Source organism: Streptodolium elevatio (genome assembly GCF_053592165.1).
Genome location: NZ_JBSFVE010000014.1, coordinates 43435 through 70412 on the forward strand (window position 1 = coordinate 43435; position 26978 = coordinate 70412).

Below are 26978 nucleotides of genomic sequence, written 5' to 3' on the forward strand. Positions count from 1 at the left end.
CCGCGTTCTTCTCGGGGACTCCTTTTCGGGCGGCCGCCGCCCGAAAAGGAGTTCACGTCACGGGGCGATCGCGGAGATGGTCACGATGGCGGTCGCCGGGGTGGTCACGGAGTGCTGGTGCGGGTCAGTGCGTAAGTCCTTCCCGCAAGATCGGTGATGCGGCATTCGCCCGCGTCCGGCACCGCGGTCCGAACCCGGTCCACCGCCGCGTGCCGCCACTCCGCGGGGATGCCCTCGGTGCCCACGAGCACGCCGGCCACCGAACCCGCGACCGTCGCGTCGAGTTCGGTGTCCCAGCCGCCGCGCACGGTCAGCGACACCGTCTGCGTCCAGTCCCCGTCACCCCAGAGCAGACCGGCGGCGATCAGACACGCGTTGCCCACGGTGTGCTGCGGCCCGTAGTGCGCGTGGGCGCGGTGGATGTCGTCGGCGACGTCCGGCCAGCTGCGTCCGCGCGCGTGCGCGACCAGCACCTCGCACAGCGCGTCGCACAGGCGCGACCTGGGCGGGATGTGCCGCAGGGAAACAGCGACGGCCTCCGTGGCGTCGCGTGCGGTGAAGGCCGCCGACGAGAGGGCGGCGACCCACATGGCGCCGTACAGCCCGCTTCCGACGTGCGAGAGTTGCGCGTCCTTGCGGGCGAGCCGGGCGGCGCGCCGGGGATCGCCGGGGGCGATGTATCCGTACAGGTCGGCCCGGGGCAGGGCGCCGTCGCCCTCCTGCGTGGGCTCGGGCCTGCGCATGGTGCCGACGTGCCCGGGCACGGTCACGCCGTCGACGAGCATGCGGTACGCGGCCCGTTCGGCGCCGCCGGGCCGCAGGAAGGGCAGGGTCAGCAGCCATAGGGACGCCATCTGCTCGTGGGTGAAGCCCGGACCGTACGTCTCCAGCAACCGCAGCGTCAACACCGCGCGGTCGACGGCGTCGCAGCGGTCCAGCACTTCGCCCGGATGGGCCATCATGTGCGCGCCCGCGCAACGCCCCAGCCAGCCGCCCTGGATGCGGTCGAGGAGCACGTCGTCGGGTGGCGGCGGGTCGGGCGGTCCGTCGGGCGGCAGGCCCGCGTCGATGCCGGCGTCGTCGGCGGGTTCCCAGGCGCCCGCGGCATCCGGGGCGCCGGGGGCATCCGGCCGAGGCCGCCGCCCGGTCACGGCACCGTCGCGGTGCCCGCGGCCGTTGCCGGTCGGTTCGCTTCGTTCGCGTCGCACGTGGTCCCTCCCCCGTCGGGTGGGTCATGCGTTACAAGTGGACACAAGTGCGGGTGCACACGAGTGCGGTGGGCCCGCAGGCCGCAAGCAGCCATCATGCTCTGCGGAAGGCACGATGGCCACACTTCACCGTACATCTGTACGCCAATGGCCCAATCGGATGTTATCGGTCCATGCCGACCACCGTTGGTTACGTGCACGTTGCATGGGAGGGGGGTACTTCGGGTCCTTGGCGTAAAACCAGCGCGTACCTCGGAAATTCGACAGCTCGAAAGGGGTTCGCAACGGCTCCGGATCGCGTACCTTATCGCCCATGACCTCGGCTCGAGCCTTTGACGGCGGCATCTATTCGCCGTATTCGGAGACCCCGATCTACGACCGTCTGGTGGCCGAGCGGGGCCGCCCGGAGATCGGCCCCATGCACGTGCCCGCGCCGGACTTCACGGGGCTCGGGCACTACTCGCGCTTCGGCGAGCGCCCGGCCCTGCCGGCCTTGCCCGCGCTGCCCTCGTCGTACTCCGGTTCGTCGTACGGCGGTTCGTCGTATTCGAGCCCGTCGTACGCCGCCCCCGCGGCGCCTGCCGCCACGTATTCCGGTAATTCGTACGGCAGTTCGCCATACGCCAACGCCGGCTACACGTCGCCCGGCTACGCCCCGGCGCCGGCCCCGCCCGCGCCGCTGCCGTTCACGCCGATCACCGGACAGCAGAGCGGCCAGTACGCCGCGGCTCCGCAGCCGCCGCAGCAGTACGCCGCCCAGCCGCTCCCGCAGGGCTACCGCCCGGCGCCCGGTGCGCCGCAGGGCTACCGGCCCGCGCCGGGTGCGCCGCAGCCGTACGGCGGCCAGGTCCCGCCGCCGCGGATGGCCGGTCGCCCGGAGTCGACCGGGTTCCAGGACCGGTACTGACGCGACACCGGCAGCACGTCGGCTGAACGGCGCTCGACCGCCGGCCGACCAGCTGACCACCGACGGGCCGGCCGACCACTGGCCGGCCGGGTACCGGCTGACCCGACATCGGCCGACCGACAGCGGCGGGCGGAGCCTTCCGTCCGCCCGCGGCCGTGAGTCCACCCCGCCGACGACTGTCAGGCGCGCGGGGGCAGTTCCGAGTTCGCGCGCAGCACGCCCACCGCGGCGGCGCGCAGATCGGTGATCAACTCGTCGAAGGGCAGCGGCAGTTTGCTGCCGTCGGCCAACCGGCGCTCGGCGTCGGCCAGGGTTGCGGTCACCAGCAGTTGCATGAGGCGCAGCCGTGCGGCGCGGTTTCCCGGCGGCAGGTCCGGCTCATGTGCCGCGAGGGTTTCCCCGATGCGCGCGGTGACCTCCCTGATGCCGCCCGCGACGTCCTCGCCCAGGGGCGGTGAGACGGGCGCGTCCTCCAGCGTGAAGCGGTGCACGAAGCGTGCGTAGTGGCTGTCGTCGCGGGGGTTGTCGCGCATGGCCTCCGCGAGTGGGCGCAGATAGATGTCCACCAGGGCGCCGAGGTCGTCGCGCCGGCCGCCGGACAGATCCGCGAGGAGTTCCAGGCGGCGCGCGTTGAGGGGTGCGAGGCGGTCCTCGTACAACGCCCTGACCAGGGCGTCCCGCGTGCCGAAGTGGTACTGCACCGCCGAGTTGTTGCGCTGGCCCGCCGCCGCGCCGATCTCCCGCAGCGACACGTTGGCCACGCCGCGCTCCGCGAACAGGCGCTCGGCGGCGTCGAGAATCCGCGCCCGGGTCCGGGTCTTGACATCCATGCGAGCAGTGTAAGACATTCCGTCTCATCGGATTAAGTCAAACTGTCTCATCGGTTCGCGAGGTATGCCCGTGTTCGACATCCACCCCCTCACTCCCGCGATCGGCGCCGAGGTCCGCGGCCTCGACGTGCGCAAACCGCCGCCCCCCGCGGTGTACGCCGCACTCGCCGACGCGCTGCACACCCACCAGGTGCTCTTCTTCCGCGACCAGGACGTCACCGCGTACCACCAGCGCGACTTCGCGGCCGGCTTCGGCGCCTTGCAGCGCTTCCCGTTCGGCAAGCCCGCGGCGCCCGACCTGCCCGAGGTCATGGTGCTGGCGACCGGCGGCGAAGGGCCCAAGGTCTCCAACGCCGACATCTGGCACAGCGACGCGACGTTCATGGCCGCTCCCCCGATGGGGACGATGCTGCGCGCGGTGTCCCTGCCGGCCGTTGGCGGCGACACGCTGTGGGCCGACATGGAGAGTGCGTACCGGTCGCTGTCCGCGCCGATGCGCGCGCTGCTCGACGGGCTCACCGCCGAACACGACTTCACGAAGTCGCGCTCGCACCGCGGCGGCGACATGGACGCGCTGCCTCCCGTCGTCCACCCCGTCGTACGCACCCACCCGGCCACCGGCCGCCGCTGCCTCTACGTGAACCGGATCTTCACCACCCGGATCGTCGAACTCGACGAGCGCGAGAACGAGTTGCTGCTGCCGTTCCTGTTCGACCACGTGACCCGGCCGGAGTTCCAGGTGCGATTCACGTGGCGTACCGGCGACATCGCGCTCTGGGACAACCGCAGCACGCAGCACTACGCCGTCTACGACTACCAGGGCCCGCGCGTCATGCACCGCATCGTCATCGAGGGCGACGCGCCCCGCTGAACCACGCACCCCGGCCGCAAGACCCGTTCTGGAGCCCCCCATGACACCGATGTTCCCGACATCCCCGATGACGCCGACGACCCGGCCGACCCGCGTCCCACCGACACGAAGACTGGCCCAGTCGACCAGTGTCAGCCGCCGGGTGTTCTCCGCCGGCGTGCTGTCCTCCGCCCTCGCGGCCTCGGTGGCGGCCTGCGGCGGGGGTGGCGACGACTCCGCCGGCGCCCCGGCGGCCGACCCGACGGCCCCCGCGGTGCGCGGCGGCACGGCGACGCTGATGCTGTCCCTGGAGGCGAACGGCTTCGACCCGGCGGCCGTGAACCCCACGGGAATCACGTACGGCACCCGCATGGCCGCGGTGTTCGACGTGCTCGTGTACGCGGACCAGCGCACCGGCGAGGTGCGCCCGCAACTCGCCGAATCGCTGACCACCCCGGACGGCGGGACGACGTGGGTGCTCCGGCTCCGCCCCGGCGTGCTGTTCTCCGACGGGACGACGCTGGACTCCGACGCGGTCCGCTTCAACTGGGCGCGGGCCGCCGACCCGGGCGTACGCTCACCGCAGTTCCGGATCGCCAAGGACCTCCGGCTCGCGGTCACGGACCCGGTCACGCTCACCGTGTCCCTCCCCGCGCCCAACCCGCACTTCGACGGCGTGGTGGCCCGCAGCCTCGCGTTCGTCGGGTCCCCCAAGGCCATCGCCGCGGACCCGGCGGGGTTCGCGGCGAACCCGGTCGGCGCGGGACCCTTCGTCCTGGCCTCGTGGACGCGCGGCAGCCAGATGGTGTTCGAACGCAACCCGCGCTACTGGCAGCCCGAACGCCCATACCTGGACCGGCTCGTCGTCAGGACGGCGCTGGACGAACGGCAGCAGGTCGAGACCGTGGCCTCCGGCGGCGCCGACCTGCTGCTCGCCTCGGCGGCCACCCAGGCGGGCGCCGCACGGGACGCGGGCCTCGGTGTGGCGGAGACCGTGACGGCCGGGGGCCTCCTGATCGTCTTCAACACGACGCGGGCACCGTTCGACGACGTCCGCGCACGGCAGGCGTTCGCCGCCGCGCTGGACACCTCCGACCTCGTCAAGACGGTCTACGGCCGGGAGTTGCCCGGATCGACGGGCCTCTTCCCGGCGGGCACGCTGTACGCCGCCCCGGACGCCCGGCAGCCGGGTCAGGACCGCGCCCGCGCCCAAGCGCTGCTCGACGAACTCGCCACCGCCGGCCAGCCGTTGAGGTTCACCTTCACCGCACTCAACAGCCCGGCCTCGCGGAAGACCGCGGAGTACATCCAGAGCCGCCTGGTCACCCTCAAGAACGTGCAGATGGACATCCGCGCCGTCGACGGCCCCGGCTACCAGTCCGGGGTCATCGTCAACCGCGACTTCCAGGCCTCGTTGTTCAGCGTGTCCTTCACGGATCCCGAGCCGGCGCTCTCCGAACTGCTGCGCGGCGGCGGGCCGGCCAATCTCGGCGGGTGGCGGGACGCCGAGGCGGACCGGGCACTGGACGAGGCGCGGACCGCGGTCGACGCGGGCGTGCGGGCCGCGGCGTATGCGCGGGTGCAGCGGATCGCCGCCGAGCAAGTGCCGGTGTGGACGTACCTCGACGCATGCTCGGCGACGGCGTACCGCCGGCAGATCACCGGCATCACGATGTTCGGGGACGCCTGCCTGCTGCCCGACCGGCTGGGCCGCACGGGCTGATCCGGCCGGGTCGACGGAGCCGACGGAGCTGAGAGAGCCGAGACAGCGGAGTGTGCGACAGCGCCGACGGAGCCGGCCGCGTCGGCGGCGCTCCGCGGAACCCGGCGTGTGCTGTGCGCTCCCCGGGCGGCGCCGTTGCATGCTGATGGCCATGCGGTGCGCGCACGGGCACCGCATGGCGCCGGTCCCCGAGTTGGGGCCGACGCGCCGCCCACCCACGGAAGACGGGTTGTCGCCACATGCACTTGGACCTCACGGGGAAGACCGCCGTGGTCACCGGTTCCAGTCAAGGCATCGGGCTGGCCATCGCCGCCGGGCTGGCCCGCTCGGGCGCGCGGGTCGCGGTCAACGGGCGCGACGCGGGCAAGGTCGACGCCGCGGTCGGGCAGATCCGGCACGGCGCGCCGGGCGCGGACGTGCTCGGCGTGGCGGCGGACCTCGCGACCGACGAGGGCACCGCCGAACTCGTCGACCGGCTGCCGGACATCGACATCCTCGTCAACAACCTCGGCATCTTCGGCGCGCAGGAGCCGCTGGAGATCACCGACGCGGAGTGGCGCCGGTACTTCGAGGTGAACGTGCTGACCGCGGTGCGCCTCACCCGGGCGTACCTGCCCGGCATGACGGACCGCGGCTGGGGCCGGATCCAGTACATCGCCAGCGACTCGGCGTTCGCCGTGCCGGCCGAGATGATCCACTACGGCATGTCCAAGACCGCTCTCCTCGCCGTCTCGCGCGGGTTCGCGAAGGCGGCGGCCGGCAGCGGTGTCACGGTGAACACCGTGGTCGCCGGGCCGACGCACACCGGCGGGGTCGAGGACTTCGTCTACCAGTTGGTGGACCGCTCGCTGCCGTGGGACGAGGCGCAGCGCGAGTTCATGCGCGTGCACCGGCCGCAGTCCCTGCTCCAGCGCCTGATCGAGCCCGACGAGATCGCCGCCATGGTGGTGTACCTCGGCTCCGTGCAGGCGTCGGCGACCACGGGTGCGGCGGTACGCGTCGACGGCGGCTACGTCGACTCGATCGCCCCCTGAGGTGCGCCCCGACCCGGCGGGGCGGGTTCTTCCCGGGCTTGCCTACAGAGCGACGCCCAGGAGTGCGTCGACGGCTCGGGACGCCACGCCGGGGGCGGACTCCTCCGCACCGCCCTCGGTGAGCTGGCGGTCCGCCCACGCGTCCATCGCGGCCAGGGCGCCGGGGGCGTCGAGGTCGTCGGACAGACGCGCGCGCATCTCGGCCAGGAGGGGATCGGCCGACGGGCCGTCGGGGCGCGAGACCGCGGCGCGCCAGCGTTCGAGCCGGGCCTCGGCGGTGGCCAGCACCTCGTCCGTCCACTCCCAGTCGCTGCGGTAGTGGTGCGCGAGTAGCGCCAGGCGCATGGCCATCGGGTCGACGCCGCCCTTGCGAAGCGCGGAGACGAACACCAGGTTGCCGCGCGACTTCGACATCTTCTCGCCGTGCAGCGCGACCATGCCGGCGTGCACGTACGCCTTGGCGTACGGCGCTTCACCGGTGGCGACCTGCGCGTGCGAGGCGCCCATCTCGTGGTGCGGGAAGACCAGGTCCGAGCCGCCGCCCTGGATGTCGAAGGCCATGCCGAGGTGTTCCAGCGCGATGGCGACGCATTCGACGTGCCAGCCGGGGCGGCCGGGGCCGAGCGGGCTGGGCCACGAGGGCTCGCCGTCGCGCGCCGCGCGCCACAGCAGCGGGTCGAGCGGGTTCTTCTTGCCGGGCCGGTCCGGGTCGCCGCCGCGTTCGGCGGACAGCTTGAGCATCTCCTCGGCGGTGTAGCCCGACACCCCGCCGAAGCGCGCGTCGGAGGCCACCGCGAAGTAGACGTCGCCGTCGACGTCGTACGCCGCGCCCTTGTCCCGCAGGTCCACGATCAGCGGGACGATGCGGTCGATGGCCTCGACGACGCCGATGTAGTGGTCCGGCGGCAGGACGCGCAGGGCCGTCATGTCCTCGCGGAAGAGCGTGGTCTCGCGCTCCGCGAGCTCGGTCCAGTCCTCGCCGTCCCGGGCCGCGCGCTCCAGCAGCGGGTCGTCGACGTCGGTGACGTTCTGCACGTAGTGGACGCGGTGGCCCGCGTCGCGCCAGACCCGCTGGAGGAGGTCGAACGCGACGTAGGTCGCGGCATGCCCCATGTGGGTGGCGTCATAAGGCGTGATGCCGCAGACATAGAGCCCGGCGACGGGCCCCGGGTCGGTCGTGACGAGGTCGCGGGCGGCGCTGTCGAACACGCGCAGGGACGCGCCCTGACCTGGCAGGACGGGCAGTTCGGGTGCGGGCCAGGCATACATGCCTATGAGCGTAACGGTACGTGAGCGCACGCCGGATACCGGCGGGCCGGAATGCGCGCCGCGGCCCGCGTCCGACGCCCGTACGCCGGCCGCCCGCCGCCCGTACGCGGCTGCCGCCCCGGCGCCGCCCGCCGCCGTCCACGGAGCGCGGCACAGGATGCGTCGAAAATCGGAGGAGAACTAGTGGAGAAATTCTCTCCACTTCTGCTACGGTCTTCATCAAGCGGAGGAATTTTCTCCACCTACACCACGAGGAGACGGCATGAGCGGGGTGGCGGCATGAGCGAGCGGAGCGACGCGGGGCGCAAGGAGTCGGGCGAGGGACGGATGCGGGCCGACGCGCTGCGCAACCGGCAGCTGATCATCGAGGCCGCGCGCGACATCTTCATCGAGTCCGGCGCCGACGCCCCGCTCGACGAGATCGCACGGCGCGCGGGCGTCGGCATCGCGACCCTCTACCGCCGCTTCCCCGACCGCGACGACCTGATCCGCGCCGTCGTGCTCAACACGTTCTCCGCCATGGTCGACGCGGCCCAGGACGCGGAGGCGAACGGCACCGACGCGTACCACGCGCTCCGCCTGTTCATGCACCGCGCGCTGGACGCCAAGATCGGCGCGACCATGCCCGCGCTCGCCGGCCGCGTGGTCTTCGACGACGAGGTCGACGGCGCACGGCTCGCCGCGGGCACCGTCGTGCAGCGCATCCTCGACACCGCCCAGGAGCAGGGGCTCGTGCGCAAGGACATCGCGTTCGGCGACATCACCTTCATGGTGATCCGCCTGACGCGCCCGCTCCCGGCGATCGCCAAGCTCCTCGTCGACGGCGACCTCGCGCACCGGCACCTCGACATCTACCTCGACGGCCTGCGCGCCGAGGGCGACGGCGAACGCGCCGAACTCCCGGCGCCCGTCGTCACCTTGGCGGACTTCGACAAGGTCCGCAAGCGGCTCGCGAGCGGCCGAGCGGACGACCTCTGACCCCTGGCCGCCACCCGTACGCCCGTCCCGGCGCGCACGCCACCACACGCCGGTTCCGTTCCGCCCCCCGCAACACCGTTCAGGCACACGGCGGGACACACCGCCGTGCCCGGCACACGCACGTCCAAGTCCAAGTCCCCCGGTGCCGCCACCCCGACATCGGACCACGACGAGAATGACGAAGAAGGCGATCGCCATGAGCACACCGGACACCCCGCACAAGGAAGCGGCGGCCGGGGCCTCCCCCTCCGAGCCGGACCCCCGCCGCTGGCTCGCCCTGACGTTCATCGCACTCGCGCAGCTGATGGTCATCATCGACGTGACCATCGTGAACATCGCGCTGCCTTCGGCGCAGCAGGACCTCGACGTGTCCGACTCGTCGCGGCAGTGGGTCATCACGGCGTACACGCTCGCGTTCGGCAGCCTGCTGCTGCTCGGCGGACGCATCGCCGACTACACCGGCCGCAAGCGCACGTTCATGATCGGCCTGGTCGGCTTCGCGGGTGCCTCGGCGCTCGGCGGCGCCGCCAACACGTTCGGGCTGCTGCTGGCCGCCCGCGCGCTCCAGGGCGGCTTCGGCGCCCTCCTCGCCCCCGCCGCGCTGTCCCTGCTCGCGGTCGGGTTCACCGATCCCCGCGAACGCGCCAAGGCGTTCGGTGTGTTCGGGGCGATCGCGGGCGGCGGCAGCGCCCTCGGCCTGGTGCTCGGCGGCGTGCTGACCGAGTACCTGGACTGGCGCTGGTGCTTCTTCGTCAACATCCCCATCGCCGCGATCGCCGGCACCGGCGCCTACATGGTGGTGCGCGAGACCCGCGCCAAGGGCCGCGCGCGGTTCGACATCCCGGGCGTCCTGCTGGTCACCGCGGGCCTGTTCGCGATCGTGTACGGCCTGAGCGAGGCCGAGACCGACGGCTGGGGCTCCGGCACCGTGGTCGGCCTGCTCGTCGGCGGCGCGCTGCTGCTGGGCCTGTTCGCGTACGTCGAGTCCCGGGTCGCCAAGCCGCTGCTGCCGCTGCGCGTGATGCTGGACCGCACCCGCGGCGGTGCGTACCTGGCCATCGGCCTCGCGGTGATCGGGATGTTCGCGATGTTCCTGTTCCTGACCTACTACCTCCAGGTCGTCAAGGGCTTCTCGCCGGTCAAGGCCGGCCTGGCCTTCCTGCCGATGTCGCTGGGCGTGGTGATCAGCGGCGGCGGCCTGTCGTCGCGGCTGCTGCCCAAGGTGGCGCCTCGCGCGCTGATGGTGCCCGGCATGCTCATCGCGGCGAGCGGCATGTTCCTGCTCTCGCGCATCGATGTGGGCACCTCGTACGCGGCCGGCGTCCTGCCCGCCGAGTTCCTGCTCGGTGCGGGCATGGGCTTGGTGATGGCGCCCGCGATGAACTACGCGACGCACGGCGTACGCGCCGAGGACTCCGGTGTCGCGTCCGCGATGGCCAACACCGCGCAGCAGGTGGGCGGTTCGATCGGCATCGCGCTGCTGAACACGATCGCGACGACCGCGACCGGCGACTACATGAAGGAGCACGGACCGGTGACCCCGCAGGTACAGCGGGAGGGGCTGGTGCACGGGTTCTCGATCGCGACGACGTACGCCGCGTTCATCCTGGTCGGCGCCGCGGTGCTGGTCGGGTTCCTGATGAACACCCCGCGGCCCGCGCCCGCCAAGGAGGGGGCCGAGCTTCCGGCTCGTGCGGTGCACGTGGGCTGACGCCCGCGCGGCGGTGGTACGAAGCGAAGGCCCGGAACCCTGGGAGGGGTTCCGGGCCTTCGCCGTGCGGGTCTTCGTGGAGCTGGAGTTCGGCCGGGCGGGCGTTTTGTCGGGCGGGCGGCCTACCGGTGCGGTCGCCGGGTGATGCGGTCGGCCGGGTGGTGGGAGCCCGCGATCAGATGAGCGGCCAGGGAACCGCCGGGCGCCGCCCCTGGCTCGGCAGCGGGTGCTTCCCGTCCCGCAGGAGCGCCTCGATGCGCGCTCCGACGGCGTCGACCTCGTCCGCAGTGAGGTGGGCCGTCAGCGCGGCGCCCAGAGCGCCGCCGAGGTCGGTGCGCAGCCGCCGCAGCGTCTCGACGGCCTCCTCCGGCAGTTCCTCCCCCGCCCATCCCCACAGCAGGGTCCGCAACTTGTCGTCGGTGTGCAGGCAGATGCCGTGGTCGATGCCGTACACGTGGCCGTCGGCGCCGGGCAGCAGGTGCCCGCCCTTGCGGTCGGCGTTGTTGACCACGGCGTCGAACACCGCGATGCGGCGCATCGGTTCGCTGTCGAGGTGGACGAGCAGCGCGGGCCGGTGGCCGCCCTTGCCGTCCTCCACGGCCACCTGCGCGACCGGCTTCCAGCCCGGTTCGGGTGCCGCCGGGTCCTGGAGGTCGACGAGCCCTTCGGCCGGTTCGCCGTCGATCCACAGCTGGCATATGCCGGTTCCGTACGGCCCCTCGCGCAGCACGGTGGGCGGCACGATGCCCCACCCGGTGGCCTCGCTGAGCGCGTACGTCGCGACCTCGCGGCCCGCGAGCGTGCCGTCCGGGAAGTCCCACAGCGGGCGCTCGCCCGCGACAGGCTTCCAGACGCACGCGCGCGACACGCCGTCGAGCTCGACGCGGCAGTAGAGCGTCGCATTGGAGGCGTCGGTGAGCCGCCCCTCGACGGTGATCTCGCCGCGGGACAGCAGTTCTTCGGCGGCCGACGTGTCCAGGGCGCTGCCGAGGTCCCCGACCGGGCCGTGTGCGGCGCTCAGCGGCGGTACCCGTTCGCGCGGGGGCAGATGTGGCCTTCGGCGTCCATGGGCAGGCCGCAGAACGGACACGGCGGACGGCCGGCGGCGACCACGAGGAGCGCGCGCTTGGCGAACGCGCGGGCCATCGGCCCGGTCAGGCGCACGCGCAGCAGCGGCGGCCCGTCCTCGTCGTCCTCGCCGAGGAGGGTGTCCTCGGGGTTGTCGTCGTCCGGCACCTGCGCCTGTGCCTCGACGACCAGGCGCTCGTCGTCGGAGTCCCACGCGAGGGCCATCGTGCCGACCCGGAACTCCTCGAGGATGGGCACCTGCAGGGGTGCCGCGTCCTCCAGGTCCGGCGGGGCGACGGCCGGTACGGGGGTCTCGCCGCCACTGCGGCGCACGAGCTCGTCGAGGAGCTCGTCGACGCGTTCGGCGAGGACCGCGACCTGGGCCTTCTCCAGCGCGACGCTGGTGACGCGGCCGGCCGCGGAGGCTTGCAGGAAGAAGGTGCGCTGCCCTGGTTCCCCCACCGTGCCGGCGACGAACCGGTCCGGGGGGTCGTACAGGAAGACCTGGCGGGGCACGAGTTGGCTCCGTACTACTCGTACAACGGATTGGACTGGGGGCTCTTGAACTGGGGGCTGCTGGGCGTTGGGACGGGGGCTGGGACCGCGCACCGACGAGACGGGCGCCGCCGGACCGGGCGGGCCGGTCGGGACGCCCGACCGTACCGCGCGCGCCGCCCGCGGTGGCGCCGGCGGTCGCGTACGGGCCGGAAGGACCCCTCGCTGCACCCTACGGGGCACCGGCTCCGCCGCCCACCACCGCGTCGTCGGTGGCGGCGGATTTTCCGCGGCGCCGGCGCTTGGCGGCGGGGATCAGACCGGTCACGGCGCCGCCGGTGTCGTTGAGCCGGGCCACGAACGGCCGCATGCGGCCGTAGTTGACGACGGTCAGCGAACAGGGGTCGACCATGATGCGCTGGAAGAGGTCGAGGTGCATGCCCAGGGCGTCGGCGACGATGGCCTTGATCACGTCGCCGTGCGAGCACACGAGGTACTGCGCGTCCGGGCCGTGCTCCGCCTCGATGCGGGCGTTCCAGTCGCGGACCGCCTCGACGGCCCGGGCCTGGGTGTCGCGCAGCGCCTCGCCGCCCTCGCCGGGGAAGACCGCGGCGCTGGGGTGGTTCTGCACGACCGGCCAGAGCGGGTCCTTGACGAGTTTCTTCAGTTCCTGGCCGGTCCAGTCGCCGTAGCGGCACTCGCCCACGCGGTCGTCGACCTGCACGCCGGCGTCGAGCGCGAGCTTGGTGCCCTCGCGGGCCGCGGCGATCTCGGCGGCGGTCTCCCGGCAGCGGTCGAGGGGGCTGGAGACGACCGCGGCGAGCGGCACCTCGGCGATGCGCCGGGCCAGCGCCGCCGCCTGCTCCTTCCCCTTGTCGTCGAGGTGGACTCCGGGGGCCCAGCCCGCCAGAACGCCCGAAGAGTTCGCGGTGGTCCGCCCGTGCCGGACCAGGAGCAGCGTCGCCATCGGATCACTGTACGGCGGTCGTCGGCCAGGTGGCGCGGCCCGGGAGCCGCCCTTGCCTCCGCAAATACCGCATATCAGACGGCAGGCACCTGCCACCTCCCCGCCGCGGGGCGGGAGCCGCCACAATGTCTCGCGTGATCGTGGACTGCGCCATCTACCGAAACGGTGTCCGCACCGAAGGCCCGGCCGACTTCTCCGACGCGCTCGACGAGGCGCGGGCGGTCGGCGGCGCCTTCCTGTGGATCGGCCTGCACGAGCCCACGGAGAAGGAGTTCGAGCTCGTCACGAGCGAGTTCGGCCTGCACCCGCTGGCGGTCGAGGACGCCCTGCACGCGCACCAGCGCCCCAAGCTGGAGCTGTACGACGACTCGGTCTTCGTGGTGCTCAAGACGCTCTACTACATCGACGAGACCTCGTCGGTCGAGACCGGCGAACTCATGATCTTCGTGGGCGACTCCTTCATCGTGACGGTCCGGCACGGCCCGGGGAACCCGCTCTCCGAGGTGCGCAAGCGCCTGGAGAAGAAGGAGGACGTGCTGCGGCACGGCCCGGGGGCGGTGCTGTACGCGGTGTGCGACGCGGTCGTGGACACGTACGTCTCGATCGCCTCCGAACTCGAGACCGACCTCCAGGAGATGGAGGGCCGCGTCTTCTCGGCGCACCGCGAAAACGACGCCGAGCGCATCTACCTCCTCAAGCGCGAAGTACTGGAGTTCCGGCGCGCGGCCCAGCCGCTCACCGACCCGATAAGGAAGCTGTCCACCTCCGAGGTCATGTACGTCCCGTCGGAGACGCAGCCGTTCTTCCGCGACGTCGCCGACCACCTCGCGCGCGTCAACGAGCAGGTCGACTCGTTCGACCGGTTGCTGTCCGACGTGCTGAGCGCGAACCTCGCGCAGGTGGGCGTGCGGCAGAACGAGGACATGCGCAAGATCTCCGCGTGGGCCGCGATCGCGGCGGTGCCGACGATGATCGCGGGCGTCTACGGCATGAACTTCGAGCACATGCCGGAGCTCAGGCAGTGGTGGGGCTATCCGGCCGCGTTGATTCTGATGGTGGTCGCGTGTGTGTCGATCCACCGGCTCTTCCGCCGCAACGGCTGGCTGTGAGGCAGCCGGTCGGCCACTCACCGGCAGTGAGGCAACTCGCTGTATGAGGCGACCCGCTGGTTGTGAGGTCACCCACACGCATGACCGAGGCGGTTGCCGCAAACCGCACCCGCAACCCTTTCGAGGCACGGTCGTTGACATCTGTGACGGCCGAGGCGGGGCTGTTCAGAACCCCCGCCCCGGCCGTAAAGCATGGTGTGCGCCGTTTCGTGATCGGTCCGGCACCTTGCCCCGGCCACCCGTGGCGCACTTCCCCGCATAGGCTGGTCCGGTAAGCACGCCAGGGGAGAGCAGGTGGGGATGTTCGGCAGGCCGGGCAGGCAGCGCATGTCGCGGACGCAGCCCCCCGCGGTGCCGGGTTCTGGTGCCGCCGGGGCGGACTGGTCGTCGCACCGCGAACTCGAGGACGCAGTACGGGCGTACATGCTGCACCCCGACATCGCGCTGGAGGCGCTGGGCTCCGTGCTGGGCCGTCGTCCGGTGCGCGCGTTCACGCTCGAACGCGTCGTCGACATCAACGCCAACGGCACCTCCGTATGGCAGGAGGCGGCGGTCTGCGACGACCACCGCCTGGTGCTCTGGCACAGCGAGGACATGACGGACGCGACCGCGCCCGGCGGCACGGTCCTCGACTCGTCGGTGCAGGTGATCCCGCTCGGCTCGGTCTCGCACGTGGGCATAAGGACGCTCGTCGGCACGGCGGCGGACGGCGGGCGCGAGATGCGCGGTGCGTACGTGTTCCTCGCGACGCCGACCTTGCAGGAGATCGCGACGGTGCGCGGCGAGGAGGGGACGTCGACGGGGCGTTTCCGGCAGGAGGCGTACCGCTTCAGCAAGTCCCTGGACGACGGAGGCCCGGGCCAGATCCGCCGCCTGCTGGAGTTCGCGCAGGTGGTGGCGGAGCGGGTCCCGGGCCCCCGGTAGAGCGGTGGTCGACCGCCCGGTCGTCGAGTTGCTCCTCGGGTGGGACGGCGGCTCCAGGGGTCAGGCCAGGCCGGACAGTTCCAGTGCCTCGGCGACCGCGCGGACGGTCGCGATGCGGGCGTCGAGCGTGTCGGCCGTGGGGGCGATCGTCAGGGTCGTGACGCCGGTGTCGGCGTACGCCTGCATCCGCTCCGCGATCCGCTCCTTGCTGCCCAGCAGGGCCGTCTTGTCGAGCAGGTCGTGCGGCACGGCCATTCCGGCACCCAGGTAGTCCTTGGCAAGGAACTTGTCCTGGATCTCGGCGGCTTCCTTCTCGTAGCCCATGCGCACGGCAAGCCTGTTGTAGAAGTTCTGCTCGCGGCTGCCCATGCCGCCGATGTAGAGGGCGGCGTGGCCGCGGACGGCGTGCGCGGCCACGACCGGGTCCTCGCCGAGCACGACCGGGACGGTCGGGACGACGTCGAAGCCGTCCATCGTCAGGCCGGCCTTCTCGCGGCCCGCGCGGACGTGCGCGAGGGAGTCCTCGGAGTGCTCGGGGGCGTAGAAGACGCCGAGCCAGCCGTCCGCGATCTCGCCGGTGAGTTCGAGGTTCTTGGGGCCGACGGCGGCGATGTAGAGCGGGATGTGCTCACGCACCGGGTGCACGGTCAGCTTGACGGGCTTGCCGGGGCCGCCGGGGAGCGGGAGGTCCCAGTGCTCGCCGTGGTGTTCGAGGCGTTCGCGGCGCATGGCCTTGCGGATGATCTCGACGTACTCGCGGGTGCGGGCGAGCGGCTTGTCGAAGCGGACGCCGTACCAGCCCTCCGAGACCTGCGGGCCGGAGACGCCGAGGCCGAGCCGGAACCGGCCGCCGGACAGCGTGTCGAGGGTGGCCGCGGTCATCGCGGTCATGGTCGGCGTGCGGGCCGGGATCTGGAAGATCGCCGAGCCGACGTCGATGCGCTCGGTCTGGGCGGCGACCCAGGAGAGCACGGTTGCGGCGTCGGAGCCGTACGCCTCCGCGGCCCAGCAGACCGAGTAGCCGAGCCGGTCCGCCTCCCGCGCGACGGCCAGGTTGTCGGCGTCGTTGCCCGCGCCGAAGTAGCCGAGGTTGATGCCGAGCCGCATACCCATGCCGCTGCCTCTCTGCGTGAGGTCGTGGTGTCCCTGGCGGAACCCTACCGGCATAACTACCGCTCAGTAATGCCGACGGGCGGGGGCCCCGGATTCCGAACACCTGACCCGAGGGAGCCGTACGGCCCCGCCATCGTCGCCCTGTCCCTCGGAGCGGCTAGTCTCCCGATCCATGGAGCAGCGACATCTGGGCCGGACCGGGCTGCGGGTCTCCCGCACAGGCCTCGGGACGATGACCTGGGGGCGGGACACCGACGAGCAGGACGCCGCGGACCAGATGAAGGCGTTCCTCGACGCCGGCGGCAACCTCGTCGACACCGCCGACGTCTACGCGGACGGCGAGGCCGAGTACCTGCTCGGACGCCTGCTCGACGGCTACATGCCGCGCTCCGAAGTGGTCATCGCGACCAAGGCGGCGAGCGTGCCGTACAGCGAGCGGCGTTTCGACGGCTCGCGCTCCCATCTGCTCCAGGCGCTCGACGCGTCGCTGGCCCGGCTCGGCACCGACCACGTCGATCTGTGGCAGCTGCACGCGTACGACCCGGCGACGCCGCTCGACGAGACGCTGCACGCCCTCGAACTCGCCGTCTCGTCGGGGCGCGCGCGGTACGTCGGCGTCTCGAACTTCTGCGGCTGGCAGCTCGCCAAGGCCGCGACCTGGCAACTCGTCGCGCCCGGGCGCGTCGTCATCGCCAGCGCGCAGATGGAGTACTCCCTGCTGCAGCGCGGCATCGAACGCGAGGTGCTGCCGGCCGCCGTGGACCTCGGGGTTGGCCTGCTCCCGTGGTCGCCGCTCGGGCGCGGGGTCCTGACCGGCAAGTACCGGCACGGAATGCCGGCCGACTCGCGCGGGGCGTCGGCGGACATGGGGCCGTTCGTCGCGACGTACCTCGACGCCGACTCGCGGCGGATCGTGGACGCGGTCGCGACGGCCGCGGACGGCCTCGGCGCGGCACCGATCGAGGTGGCGCTGTCGTGGGTGCGCGACCGGCCCGGCGTCGTCGCCCCCATCGTCGGGGCGCGCAACTCCGGCCAGTTGCGGGCGTCGCTGGCGGCGGAGGCGCTGACCCTGCCGACCGAGATCCGCAACGCCCTCGACGACGTGTCGGCGCCCCTCACCGGCTATCCCGACCACGACTGGAGTCAGGCGTAGGGCGAACCGGGACCGTGGGGCGGCGGGATCAGGCGTAGGACGTGGGCAGGCTCGGGGACGGCGTGAACGGCATGGACGACGAAGAGAAGAACCACCAGGCGAAGGCCGGCAAGGCTGCGGGGGTGAGCGGTAAGGCCGCGGCGGCCGAAGGGACTGCGGCGGCTGAGAAGGCTGCGACGGCCGAGAAGGCTGCGGGAGCGGCCGACGAAGCTGCGGCCGGCGGAAACGCCGCGGGAGCGACCGGCGGCGGGTCGGCGGCGGAGGGCGGGCAGGCGCCGGTGAATCCGGCGCTGGCCGCCGCGCGGGCGGCGCTCGCGGCGCTCGACAAGGCCAACGCGGAGAGCGAGTCGAACCGCGACGAACTGGCCGCGGCCTGGCAGGCGCTCAGCACGCTCGGCGAGGAGCACGGCGGCGGGCCGGTGGGCGAGGACGCCCCGCGCGCGCCCGGCGGCCGTGGGCGGACCACCCGAGTCTCGGACACCGAGTGGGCGCTTCCGGTGGTCGACGCTCCCCCGACGCAGTACGACGTGTACCCGGACCCGGCTCCGGGGTCGGGGCCGGATGCCGGGCCGCAACCCGGCGCCCCGGCGCCAGAGCCGGAGCGCGCGGCGTCGCGGCCCGGCGGGGGCGGGCGTACCGCCGCCGCGCGGCCGCGTCTCACCGGCGACCCCGACGCGGACTGGGCGGCGCCCGTGCTCGACGCGCCGCCCGCGCCCCCGGTCGACGAGGCGGCAACGTACGCGTCGGACGAAGCGGACGGCGCGGATGGCGCGGACGGGACGGCGAGGGCAGCGTATGCAGCCGGCGACCAGGCCCCTCGGGTGGCCGAGGCGCGCGAACCCGGCGGCGGCGAGGCTTTGTTCGACGTACGGCGCCCCGCTCCGGACGCCCCCGGATCGACCGCCCGGGGGTTCGCCGCCTCCGCGCGCTTCGACGACGCGCGCGAGCCCGACGAGTCCGTTCTGGCGGCCGTACGCGACGTGCTGGCGGCGGGCGGCGCGCCCGCGCGGCTCGCGGACCAGGCAGTGGTCTCGCTCGGCCCGGACGCGGCCGTTCTGCTGACCGAGGACCCGTGGAACCTTCTTGCCCTGCCCGGTATTTCGCCGCAGCAGGCGGATCTCTTCGCACAGGCCGGGGCGGGTGGACCGGCCGATTCGGACGAGCCCCGGCGTACCCGCGCACTTGTGCTCTGGACCCTCGCGGGCGCGGCCCGGGACAGCGGCCACACCGCCGTCGAGGTCGAGGCCGTCGTGTCCGCGCTCGAAGGCCTGGGTGTGCGGGACGCGCCGGGGGCGGTCCGGGCCGCCTACGATGCCGGCCGGATCATGGCCTTCGCGGAGCGCCCGCCGTCGGTTGAGTCGGCGGACGAGGACTTCGACGGTGCCGACGGGGGTGACTTCGACGAGGAGTACGACGAGGGCTTCGACGACGTGGGGCCCGGCGGGTTCGAGGACCCCTTCGAGGGGCCGTCCGATCGCCTGCTCGTCGCGCTGGAACGCCACGCCCTCGCCGAGGAGAGCATCGCCGACGCCGTACTGCGCCTGATCTCGACGGCGGGGGTGGCGGACGACGGCACCGGCTTCGGCGGCGGCTCGGGCGGCGGCGCTGACCTCGGGGAGGCGCTGCGCGGCGCCGCGGTCGCGCTCTACGTCACGGGAGCGGGCGAGGATCCGCCCGCCGCGGCACTGGAGGTCGCGGGCCGTGCCGCGAAGTCCGCCCGCGTGGTCGTCGCCTCGCCGACCGTCGACGGACGGATGCGCCTGGCCACCGCCGTGCCCGGGGAAGTACCCGGCCCGGTCACGGTGCACGGTCTCCTCGTCGGCACGGAAGGCCCCGGCCGGACGCCGGAGGGTCTACTCGACCTCGACCTCCTCGTCGTCGCCGAATCGCACCTGCTCGACGTGCAGACCGCCGCCTCCTTGCTCGAAGCCGTGCCGGACGGCGGGCGCGTCGTGCTGTGCGGGGATCCCGACGAGCTGGAACCGTCGGCCCCGGGGCAGGTGTTCGCCGACCTGGTGGCAAGCGGCGCGCTGCCGGTCGTGGCCTCCCGCGCCCAGGCGCCGGGCGTGCTGGGCTCGTTGGCCGCGGCGGTGCGGGGCGGCACGCTGCCGCCCGTGGAGTCGCCGGACCGCGAGGTCGTGCTCGTGGGCGCGCGCGCCGCGGCGGAGGCCGTGCACCGATGCGTGCAGCTCGTGGCCGACTCGATCCCGCGCGCACTGGGCATCCCGGCGGAAGACGTCCTGGTGGTGACGCCGGCCGACGGCGGGAGCGCCGGCACGACCGCGCTCAACGCGGCCCTCAAGGCCCGCCTCAACCCCGGCCCAGGGCAGTACGCCGGGTTCGACATCGGCGATCGTGTGGTCCGCGTACCGGCACCGCGTACCACCGGGCTGGTCGAGGGGCGTGTGGTGGCGGCGGGGCCGGAGGGGCTTGCGGTGGCGTACCGCGACGACCCCGATGCTCCGGTGACCGTGCCCCGGGCGCGGATCGGCGAGCTGCGCCACGGCTGGGCGGTGACGGTGCGTCAGGCGCTGGGCGTACGACGGCCAGGGGTCGTCGCAATGCTGCCCGGCGACGCGGGGCCGCTGGTGACGCGTGCGCTCGTCTACACCGCGTTCACGCGGGCGCGGCGGCACTTGTCGGTCGTGTACCCGGTGGGCGGCACGCTGCCGCAGGCGGTCGCGCGTCCCGGCGGAAGTGTGCGGACGACCCGGCTGGCGGCTGCGCTGCGCGAGGCCGCGGCGGAGGCGGGCTTCGAGGTCCGGGACGGGGCATGAGCCGGCGTCGGGCCGACCGGTCCCTCAGGACCGGTCAGCGCAGGTCTTCCTCCAGCGCCTCGAGGTCGTCCTCGTACGCGGTACTCGTCTCGAAACGGTAGATGACGCCCTGCGGGTCGACGTCGTCGAACGGCGCGTCCAGCCACTCCCCCGGCTCGGCCTGCTCGATCGCGGTGACCCACAGTGTGGAGTCGCCCGACTCCAGACCGATCTCCTCGGCGCGCGCGGCGATCTCGTCGGGGTCGTAGACGTCGAACAGCACCGCGAGTGCGGTCGACGTGGTCTCGACCCCTTCCCCGCCGCCGGGCTCCTCGGCCTCCGCGTCGGCCCGGCGCGCGTGGTCGAGCAGGGTCAGCGCGTCCTTCACGAGGTAGTCGCGGCGGATGAGGACGCTGATGGCGTCGGGATTTTCGGGGCCGAGGTACTCCTCGGCCTCGGAACGGTCGGGCACCTCGAAGGGGGTGACCTCGTCGTAGACGTCGTAGAGCAGTTCGTCGTACGCCTCGGCGGCGGATGCCAGCTCGTCGTACGCCGCGAACACGGCCGGGTCGCTCTCCCCCTGGCGCCGCTCGACTGCGGCCAGGTGGCGGTCGACGGCCGACTTGAGTGCCTCGGCGGCTGCTCGGACCTGCTCGGGCGTGGGCTGCGCAACACCGGTCATGGCATGACGCTATCCGCAACAGCCCCCGTTGCGCACAAAGCTTGCGACGCCCGGGGGCCCGAGGGCGGCAAAACGATCCCGGCGCGGGGCTCCGGGGCGGTTTTCCCGGGCCCTGTCCCGAATATCCGGTTGAGGAGGCGGGGTAACCTCCTGCCATGCAGGGGACCGAGCCGAACACGGGAACTCGTACGCGGGTGGGCGGCACTCAATACGAGTTCCAGCAATTGCACCTGCCGCGAGGCACGTCGCGCAGTGACGCGCGGCGCATTCTGACCGAGCAGGCGGAGTACGGGCTGTGGGAGCTGGAGCGGCTCACCATCCGCCGGGACGGGAGTCGTCGCGTACTGCTGCGCAGACGCATCATCAGGCAGCTCCGGCTGACATGACATGACCCGACCGGCCGCGTCGCGGTCGTGCGCGGACGGAGACGAAAGGCGAAGGCCGCCCACCCCATTGCGGGGTGGGCGGCCTTCACTGTTGTGCTGCGTACGTGATCAGTGTCGCGTACGGGTGTGCGGTCAGCTCTCGCTCGGGCGGGAGCGTCGGTAGAGCACCACGCCACCGAGCAGGAACGCAGCGCCGGCCGGGGCCAGCACCATCGTTGCGGCACCAGTGCTCGCGAGACCGCTCCGGTGCGTTCCGTTGCCGCCGGTGTTGTCACCGGGGGGCGGGGGAAGGCTGGGCGACTCGCTGCCGGGCGGAGGCGGCGGCGTCTTGGGCGGGTTGGTGGTCTTCGGCGGCTTCGTCGTCGGCGGGTGCGTCGTCGGCGGGTTGGTGGTCGGGGGCTGCGTGGTCGGCGGTTGGGTCGTCGGGGGCTGAGTCGTCGGGGGGTGCGTCGTCGGCGGCTTGGTCGTCGGCGGGTGCGTCGTCGGCGGCTTCGTCGTCGGCGGGTGCGTCGTCGGCGGCTTCGTCGTCGGCGGGTGCGTCGTCGGCGGCTTCGTCGTCGGGGGGCACGTGGTCGGCGGCGGCGGCGGAGGCGTCGTCGGCGGGCACGTGGTCGGCGGGGGCGGCGGAGGCGACGAAGGCGGCGGGCCCAGCGTGGGCGGGCACGTCGCGTTCGGACCGCAGTGCGGCGGCTTCGTCGGCGGCTTGTACGGCTTGCCGCCCGATACGTTCGCGCACTTGTTGCCGAAGGCCGGGTTGAGCAGACCCACGACATTCACGGTGTTGCCGCACACGTTGACCGGCACATGGACCGGAACCTGCACGACGTTGCCCGAGGCCACACCCGGCGAACCCACTGCGGCCCCTTGCGCACCGCTGCCGGCGTTGGCGATGCCTACCGCGGCGGACGCAAGTGCGCCAGACGCCGCGATGGCAACCAACAGCCCCTTCTTGGCAAGCTGTTGCATAGGAGAATCCCCTGTGTCTTCCGTGTGAGGGGCGGGACAGTTGCCCCGCAACGGCATTAACAGGGTTCGATCACTTCAAGTCACTTAAGGAGCCGCGTACACGCTCAAAGTTCGCCCGATCGGATGAGATTCTGGAATTCCGACGACCATCAGATTGCGCCATCCGATTCCGTTTCGAACGTGAACGAAACCAGGCGAACAGCCTTGTCCGGCAGGCGAAACGAAACAGCCCCGGAGCGAAAGCTCCGGGGCTGTTCGTGAGCCCTGGCTATACCCGAGTCGGGCGCCGGAGGATCAGACGTTGGCGCAGAAGTTGCCGAACGCGGGGTTCAGCACGCCGATGACGCTGACCGTGTTGCCGCAGAGGTTCACGGGGACGTGAACCGGCACCTGGATCTGGTTGCCGGACGCGACACCGGGCGAACCGACGGCCGCGCCGTCCGCGTCCGCGTCGGCCATCGCCATGCCGCTGCCCGCGAGCGCCAGTCCGCCGGTCGCGGCGGCCAGAACCACGACCTTGCCGATCTTCTTCATGTGTTTCAGTCCTCCTTGTCGGAACCACGGCACGCTTGCGCGCCGCACAAGGGGAAACGACATCGCTCGGCGCAGGCTACGGACCACCTGAACGATTCACCTTTTAGGGTTCACCCGAACGACGGCCCGTGGCCCCCGGACCCGTCCATGTCCGGGCAATCCGCCGTCAGCACGCGTCGAGGAACCGGTCGAGCACGCGTACGCCGAACTTCAGTCCGTCGACCGGGACTCGCTCGTCCACACCGTGGAACATGCCCGCGAAGTCGAGGTCCGCGGGCAGCTTGAGCGGGGCGAAGCCGAAGCACCGAATGCCGAGATCCGCAAAGGACTTCGCGTCCGTCCCACCGGACAGGCAGTACGGCACCGCCCGCGCGCCGGGGTCCTCCGCACGCAGCGACGCCGCCATGGCCTCGACCAGCGCACCGTCGAAGTCCGTCTCCAACGCCTTGTCGCCGTGCACCCGTTCGCGCCGCACGCGCGGCCCGAGCACGGCGTCCAACTCGGCGTAGAACTCGTCCTCGTACCCCGGCAGGAAGCGCCCGTCCACGTGCGCGGTCGCCTGCCCCGGGATCACGTTCACCTTGTATCCGGCGCCGAGCATCGTCGGCTGCGCGGTGTTGCGGATCGTCGCCCCGATGATGCGCGCGATGGGCCCCAGCTTCTCGATGGCGCCCTCGACGTCCTCCGGGTCCAGCTCGATCCCCAGCGCGTCGGCGACCTCCTCCAGGAACGCGCGCACGCTCTTGGTCAGGCGTACCGGGAACTGATGCGACCCCAGCCGCGCGACCGCCTCACACAGCTCGGTGATCGCGTTGTCCTTGTTGATCATCGACCCGTGGCCCGCGGTCCCGTCGACGACCAGCTTCATCCACTCCATACCCTTTTCGGCCGTCTCGATCAGGTACAACCGCAGGTCGTCGTTCACCGTGAACGAAAATCCCCCGACCTCCCCGATCGCCTCGTTGCAGCCCTCGAACAGGTCGGGCCGCGTGTCGACGAGATGCCGCGCCCCGTATGTCCCGCCGGCCTCCTCGTCCGCCAGGAACGCCAGCACCACGTCCCGCGGCGGCTTCCGCCCCGACCGCATCCGGTCCCGCACCACCGCGAGCACCATCGCGTCCATGTCCTTCATGTCGACCGCCCCGCGCCCCCACACGCACCCGTCGGCGATCTCCCCCGAGAAGGGGTCGTACGTCCAGTCCGCCGCGTTCGCCGGCACCACATCCGTGTGCCCGTGAATCAACAGCCCCGGCCGGCTCCGGTCCTCCCCCTCGATCCGCACCACCGTGCTGGCGCGCCCCCGCTCCGACTCGAACACCTCCGGCTCGAGCCCCACCTCCGCCAGCTTCTCCGCCACCCACTCCGCCGCGGCCCGCTCCCCCGGCCCGGACCCGTCCCCGAAGTTGCTCGTGTCGATCCGGATCAGATCCCGGCACAGCTCGACAACCTCAAGCTCCCCAGCACCCTCCACGCCAACACCCCTCTCACCCTGGTCTCACCCGAAACCCGACCAACCGCTACCCACCCCATCCTGCACCCGCCCCCACCCCCACGACCCCCACCACGCCCCCGATCCGCCCACCCCCCGATCTTTGGTATGGTTCTCGTCGTCGCCCCGACCAAAAAGTCACGGGCCACACACCCGGTCCGGGTGGCGGAATAGGCAGACGCGCTAGCTTGAGGTGCTAGTGCCCGAAAGGGCATGGGGGTTCAAGTCCCCCCTCGGACACCGGCAAAAGCCCTGGTCACAGGGCTTTTTTGCATTTCGGTCAGCACCCCCCGGGTGCAACACTAATCAGGTCAAGAGGCGCGAACTTTGCGCTGCCCCGGCCTGTATTCCGGGCAATGCGTGTGCCCCAACCGCTGCTGTAGGACGTTCACCGGGCCCCGGCTTGAGAGCGGACGTCACTCACGTGTGCCCGCGCGATTCGAGATCTGCGCATCGAAGGGGGCGGAATCCGCGGTCCTGCGGTGACTGCTCGCGCTACTGACTTGGTGAGGCGGCACGGCACTTCCACCGGGCCACGTACTCCGCCGTGGACAGCCAGCCATCGGCCGGCGTCCAGTACATGTCGGACCCGGGGCGGTACGCGGGGATCTCCCCGACGACAAACCCCTCAATGCCCCCCGGCTCCGACGGGCGATCGTGTACGTCCGGCCGATACGCGTCGGCAACGGCTGCCGCCAAGCCCCCGTTTCCTGACCGAACTGGCCGGGCGCGCCCATGGCCACGAATCCGTCGGCGACGTCTGGCGAATCCTCCCAGTCAATGCCCAACATGTCGAAGACCGACAGCGACCCGATGCGGTCCCCCGGGCAGTGCAGCAGGAACACGGCCAGCCGACCGCCGTCACACCGGGTCTCCTGCGATCAAGGCGTCGCCGTACGTGGTTCCGCCCTTGGTGAAGAGCGGGAGCCGCCCGGACAAGCACACGCGCGGATCCTGCTGCATCGTGCGCTCGTATCCGCCGGACTACTGGCCGGCGAACTGCATTCTGCACCGATGAGACCTTGGCGGCCGCGGAGTTCGCGGCGGTCATTGACGCCCCTGGCGGACCCTCGTGTGGTGTTGCGTGTGGACGTATCGCTTCCGGTGAAATCCGCGACAAAGCGCAGCGGTGACGGCCCCATGGGGCGGACAGCTGGCTGGGCGCCTTGCCCGCCACGGGGGGTGTCGGGTGCCGTGGCGGGCAGGGCAGGGCTGGGGTTGGGGGCGGGGGTCAGGCGATGTTGAAGGCTTGTTGGAGGCGGGGGATGTAGTCGGCGAGGTCCTGCTTCCAGCAGAGGTAGTTGTGGCCGCCGCGGCAGTCGGCCCAGGGGGTGCCGGTGCCGTCGCCGTAGTTGACGAAGTAGGAGGGCACGCCGGCGGCGTCCAGGGCTGCCTTGAAGTGGTTGGCGGCGCCGGGCAGCCACCATTCGAGGGCGAGGCCGTAGGGGTCGTTGACGGGGACGGGCGGGACCGCGCCGCCGCCGCCGTTGCCGACGTAGATGGAGACGCCGATGCCGCGCAGGGCGGCGGCGTGCGTGGCCGGGCTGGCGTCGTTCCACAGGACGTCGGAGTAGGGGTAGTTGACGGAGAACGGGTACGGGGTGCCGAACAGGTCGTCGCTGCCGACCTGGGGGCTGTAGGTGGTCAACGAGGCGACGACGGCCAGGCGCAAGTCGGCGGACATGCGGGACAGGTCCAGGTCGCCGGAGAACGAGGCTACCTGGGAGAACAGTTCGGGGTGGCGCTCGGCGTAGCGGACGGCGCCGAAGCCGCCCATGGAGATGCCGGCGACGGCCCGGTGCTGCTTGTCGGGGGTGGTACGCAGGTTCGCGTCGATGAACGGAATCACCTGGTTGATATGGAAGTTCTCCCACCGCTGGGGGCCGGCGGCGCTGTTCTGGTTGAGCCAGTTGGCGTACCAGCCCCGCGGGCCGCCGTCCGGCATCACGAAGATCATCCCGGCGGAGCTGCCGATCGTCGGGTAGGCGGAGAAGTACGTGGCGGGGTCGGATGTTGGGCTGGAGCCGTTGAGCAGGTAGAGCACGGGATAGCGCTTGCCGGGGTTGGTGTAGTAGTCGGACGGCAGCACGATCCTGATGTGGTGCCCGCCGTCGTTCAGCGCCGTCCCGGCGACCTCGGGGGTCGACACGGTGATCACGAAGTCGTGTGCGGTGTTGGGCACTTCCGGCCTGGGCGCGGTCGGCAGCTGGGTCAGTCCGTACGCGTCGGCAAGAACCGGCGGAGAGGTGGGCGGGTCGTCGGCCCGCGCGGCGGACGGGCCGACGAGCGCGGTCGCAAAAGCGGCGATCGCCGTGGCGACCGCCGCGGCGGACATGGTGAGGCTGCGTTTCACTGGTGGTCCCCCGAAGTCTGCGGCCCGGGTTCGTACGGGCCTGTGGGCACGGCACGGTCCATGGCTGGTGCACCGAACTTGCCAAGGGCGTCGGCGACTGCCCCGTCGTTTATGACCGACCGGTCGGGCATAGATTTGATCGCGCAGCCTGAGATGTCAAGCAAAGGGCAGGAAGGGCACGGGTCTTCGTCCGACTGATGGTGGCCGGATTCTGCTCACAGCCGTGTGTGGGGGGGACGGCGTCCGCTCGATCCCCCCGGGGCTTGGCGTCCCGGTCGCGCCCCGCCGCGGCAAGTCTCCCGTGGGACACGCTCATCGGAAGACGCGGGCGCAGCCCGGATCGTCCGGCAGGTACGCGCACCGTCGGCCGATTGGCCGACGCGCGGATGGCGCTTGCGTCCGGGCACAAGGCATGGCTGCCGCCCACCCTTATCGGCCACGACAAGATTGCGGCCCGTTGGAAGCAACGCGGA

General features: G+C 72.1%; 23 protein-coding genes, 1 tRNA gene and 1 pseudogene. 12 read left to right on the forward strand and 13 right to left on the reverse strand.

What is annotated here, in order from left to right; translation table 11 throughout:
• Positions 1-104: 104 nt before the first annotated feature.
• Positions 105-1208 (reverse strand): ADP-ribosylglycohydrolase family protein, encoded by a 1104-nt coding sequence (locus tag ACWD12_RS24590; protein WP_450101361.1) that lies wholly within the window; start codon positions 1206-1208, stop codon positions 105-107.
• Positions 1209-1521: 313 nt separating this feature from the next.
• Between ACWD12_RS24590 and ACWD12_RS24595 the strand changes: the two genes are divergently transcribed.
• Positions 1522-2115, forward strand: coding sequence for a DUF6643 family protein (locus ACWD12_RS24595; RefSeq protein ID WP_450101362.1), 594 nt, complete (start codon positions 1522-1524; stop codon positions 2113-2115).
• 179 nt (positions 2116-2294) lie between these two features.
• On the opposite strand, the gene ACWD12_RS24600 is transcribed toward ACWD12_RS24595, so the two are convergent.
• Positions 2295-2945 carry a TetR/AcrR family transcriptional regulator gene (locus ACWD12_RS24600; RefSeq protein WP_450101363.1) on the reverse strand — a complete coding sequence of 217 codons (651 nt, stop codon included), beginning with the start codon at positions 2943-2945 and terminating at the stop codon, positions 2295-2297.
• Positions 2946-3015: 70 nt separating this feature from the next.
• Here ACWD12_RS24600 and ACWD12_RS24605 point away from each other — a divergent pair, with 70 nt between their 5' ends.
• The 3 genes from ACWD12_RS24605 (at position 3016) to ACWD12_RS24615 (ending at position 6552) form a co-directional block, all read left to right on the forward strand.
• Entirely contained in the window at positions 3016-3816 is an 801-nt protein-coding gene (locus ACWD12_RS24605) for a TauD/TfdA dioxygenase family protein (protein WP_450101364.1), read from the forward strand.
• Positions 3817-3856: 40 nt separating this feature from the next.
• Entirely contained in the window at positions 3857-5518 is a 1662-nt protein-coding gene (locus tag ACWD12_RS24610) for an ABC transporter substrate-binding protein (RefSeq protein ID WP_450101365.1), read from the forward strand.
• 239 nt (positions 5519-5757) lie between these two features.
• Entirely contained in the window at positions 5758-6552 is a 795-nt protein-coding gene (locus tag ACWD12_RS24615) for an SDR family NAD(P)-dependent oxidoreductase (protein WP_450101366.1), read from the forward strand.
• Positions 6553-6594: 42 nt separating this feature from the next.
• On the opposite strand, the gene mshC is transcribed toward ACWD12_RS24615, so the two are convergent.
• A complete protein-coding gene (mshC, locus tag ACWD12_RS24620) occupies positions 6595-7821 on the reverse strand; it encodes a cysteine--1-D-myo-inosityl 2-amino-2-deoxy-alpha-D-glucopyranoside ligase (RefSeq protein ID WP_358362747.1) in 1227 nt (408 codons plus the stop codon).
• Between the two features lie 279 nt (positions 7822-8100).
• Here mshC and ACWD12_RS24625 point away from each other — a divergent pair, with 279 nt between their 5' ends.
• Together ACWD12_RS24625 and ACWD12_RS24630 are read left to right on the forward strand one after the other, a co-directional pair.
• On the forward strand, positions 8101-8799 hold the full coding sequence (locus ACWD12_RS24625; protein ID WP_450101367.1) for a TetR/AcrR family transcriptional regulator: 699 nt from the start codon (positions 8101-8103) through the stop codon (positions 8797-8799).
• Positions 8800-8995: 196 nt separating this feature from the next.
• Positions 8996-10510, forward strand: a complete 1515-nt coding sequence (locus tag ACWD12_RS24630; RefSeq protein ID WP_450101368.1) for an MFS transporter — start codon at positions 8996-8998, stop codon at positions 10508-10510.
• 175 nt (positions 10511-10685) lie between these two features.
• Here ACWD12_RS24630 and ACWD12_RS24635 read toward each other — a convergent pair whose 3' ends face one another.
• From ACWD12_RS24635 to ACWD12_RS24645, 3 genes are all read right to left on the reverse strand, one after another.
• Positions 10686-11558, reverse strand: a complete 873-nt coding sequence (locus tag ACWD12_RS24635; RefSeq protein WP_450101503.1) for an SCO1664 family protein — start codon at positions 11556-11558, stop codon at positions 10686-10688.
• On the reverse strand, positions 11528-12094 hold the full coding sequence (locus ACWD12_RS24640) for a DUF3090 domain-containing protein (protein WP_358362744.1): 567 nt from the start codon (positions 12092-12094) through the stop codon (positions 11528-11530). The genes ACWD12_RS24635 and ACWD12_RS24640 overlap by 31 nt, the downstream gene beginning before the upstream one ends.
• Before the next feature lie 211 nt (positions 12095-12305).
• Positions 12306-13040 (reverse strand): histidine phosphatase family protein, encoded by a 735-nt coding sequence (locus ACWD12_RS24645; protein ID WP_450101369.1) that lies wholly within the window; start codon positions 13038-13040, stop codon positions 12306-12308.
• 125 nt (positions 13041-13165) lie between these two features.
• Here ACWD12_RS24645 and corA point away from each other — a divergent pair, with 125 nt between their 5' ends.
• Together corA and ACWD12_RS24655 are read left to right on the forward strand one after the other, a co-directional pair.
• Positions 13166-14149 (forward strand): magnesium/cobalt transporter CorA, encoded by a 984-nt coding sequence (corA, locus tag ACWD12_RS24650; protein WP_358362741.1) that lies wholly within the window; start codon positions 13166-13168, stop codon positions 14147-14149.
• Between the two features lie 300 nt (positions 14150-14449).
• A complete protein-coding gene (locus ACWD12_RS24655; RefSeq protein ID WP_450101370.1) occupies positions 14450-15073 on the forward strand; it encodes a hypothetical protein in 624 nt (207 codons plus the stop codon).
• Between the two features lie 60 nt (positions 15074-15133).
• Here the strand turns inward: ACWD12_RS24655 and ACWD12_RS24660 are convergent, their stop codons facing one another.
• Entirely contained in the window at positions 15134-16180 is a 1047-nt protein-coding gene (locus ACWD12_RS24660) for an LLM class F420-dependent oxidoreductase (RefSeq protein ID WP_450101504.1), read from the reverse strand.
• A 178-nt stretch (positions 16181-16358) separates the two neighbouring features.
• Here ACWD12_RS24660 and ACWD12_RS24665 point away from each other — a divergent pair, with 178 nt between their 5' ends.
• Together ACWD12_RS24665 and ACWD12_RS24670 are read left to right on the forward strand one after the other, a co-directional pair.
• On the forward strand, positions 16359-17339 hold the full coding sequence (locus ACWD12_RS24665; RefSeq protein ID WP_358362738.1) for an aldo/keto reductase: 981 nt from the start codon (positions 16359-16361) through the stop codon (positions 17337-17339).
• 41 nt (positions 17340-17380) lie between these two features.
• Positions 17381-20116 carry an AAA family ATPase gene (locus tag ACWD12_RS24670; protein WP_450101371.1) on the forward strand — a complete coding sequence of 912 codons (2736 nt, stop codon included), beginning with the start codon at positions 17381-17383 and terminating at the stop codon, positions 20114-20116.
• A gap of 34 nt (positions 20117-20150) precedes the next feature.
• Here ACWD12_RS24670 and ACWD12_RS24675 read toward each other — a convergent pair whose 3' ends face one another.
• Entirely contained in the window at positions 20151-20777 is a 627-nt protein-coding gene (locus tag ACWD12_RS24675; protein WP_450101372.1) for a hypothetical protein, read from the reverse strand.
• Between the two features lie 155 nt (positions 20778-20932).
• On the opposite strand from ACWD12_RS24675, the gene ACWD12_RS24680 reads away from it, so the two are divergent.
• A complete protein-coding gene (locus ACWD12_RS24680) occupies positions 20933-21163 on the forward strand; it encodes a DUF5703 family protein (RefSeq protein WP_358362732.1) in 231 nt (76 codons plus the stop codon).
• A 271-nt stretch (positions 21164-21434) separates the two neighbouring features.
• Here ACWD12_RS24680 and ACWD12_RS24685 read toward each other — a convergent pair whose 3' ends face one another.
• From ACWD12_RS24685 to ACWD12_RS24700, 4 genes and pseudogenes are all read right to left on the reverse strand, one after another.
• On the reverse strand, positions 21435-21899 hold the full coding sequence (locus ACWD12_RS24685; protein WP_450101509.1) for a hypothetical protein: 465 nt from the start codon (positions 21897-21899) through the stop codon (positions 21435-21437).
• 50 nt (positions 21900-21949) lie between these two features.
• Positions 21950-22186, reverse strand: a pseudogene (locus ACWD12_RS24690) (chaplin family protein); the annotation flags it as partial.
• Between the two features lie 237 nt (positions 22187-22423).
• Positions 22424-22663 carry a chaplin gene (locus tag ACWD12_RS24695; RefSeq protein ID WP_358362730.1) on the reverse strand — a complete coding sequence of 80 codons (240 nt, stop codon included), beginning with the start codon at positions 22661-22663 and terminating at the stop codon, positions 22424-22426.
• Positions 22664-22829: 166 nt separating this feature from the next.
• Entirely contained in the window at positions 22830-24134 is a 1305-nt protein-coding gene (locus tag ACWD12_RS24700) for a M20/M25/M40 family metallo-hydrolase (protein ID WP_450101373.1), read from the reverse strand.
• A 174-nt stretch (positions 24135-24308) separates the two neighbouring features.
• Here ACWD12_RS24700 and ACWD12_RS24705 point away from each other — a divergent pair.
• Positions 24309-24392 (forward strand) — tRNA-Leu (locus tag ACWD12_RS24705).
• Between the two features lie 991 nt (positions 24393-25383).
• Here the strand turns inward: ACWD12_RS24705 and ACWD12_RS24710 are convergent.
• Positions 25384-26505: an alpha/beta hydrolase gene (locus tag ACWD12_RS24710; protein WP_450101374.1), complete on the reverse strand. Its 1122-nt coding sequence runs from the start codon at positions 26503-26505 to the stop codon at positions 25384-25386.
• Positions 26506-26978: the final 473 nt, after the last annotated feature.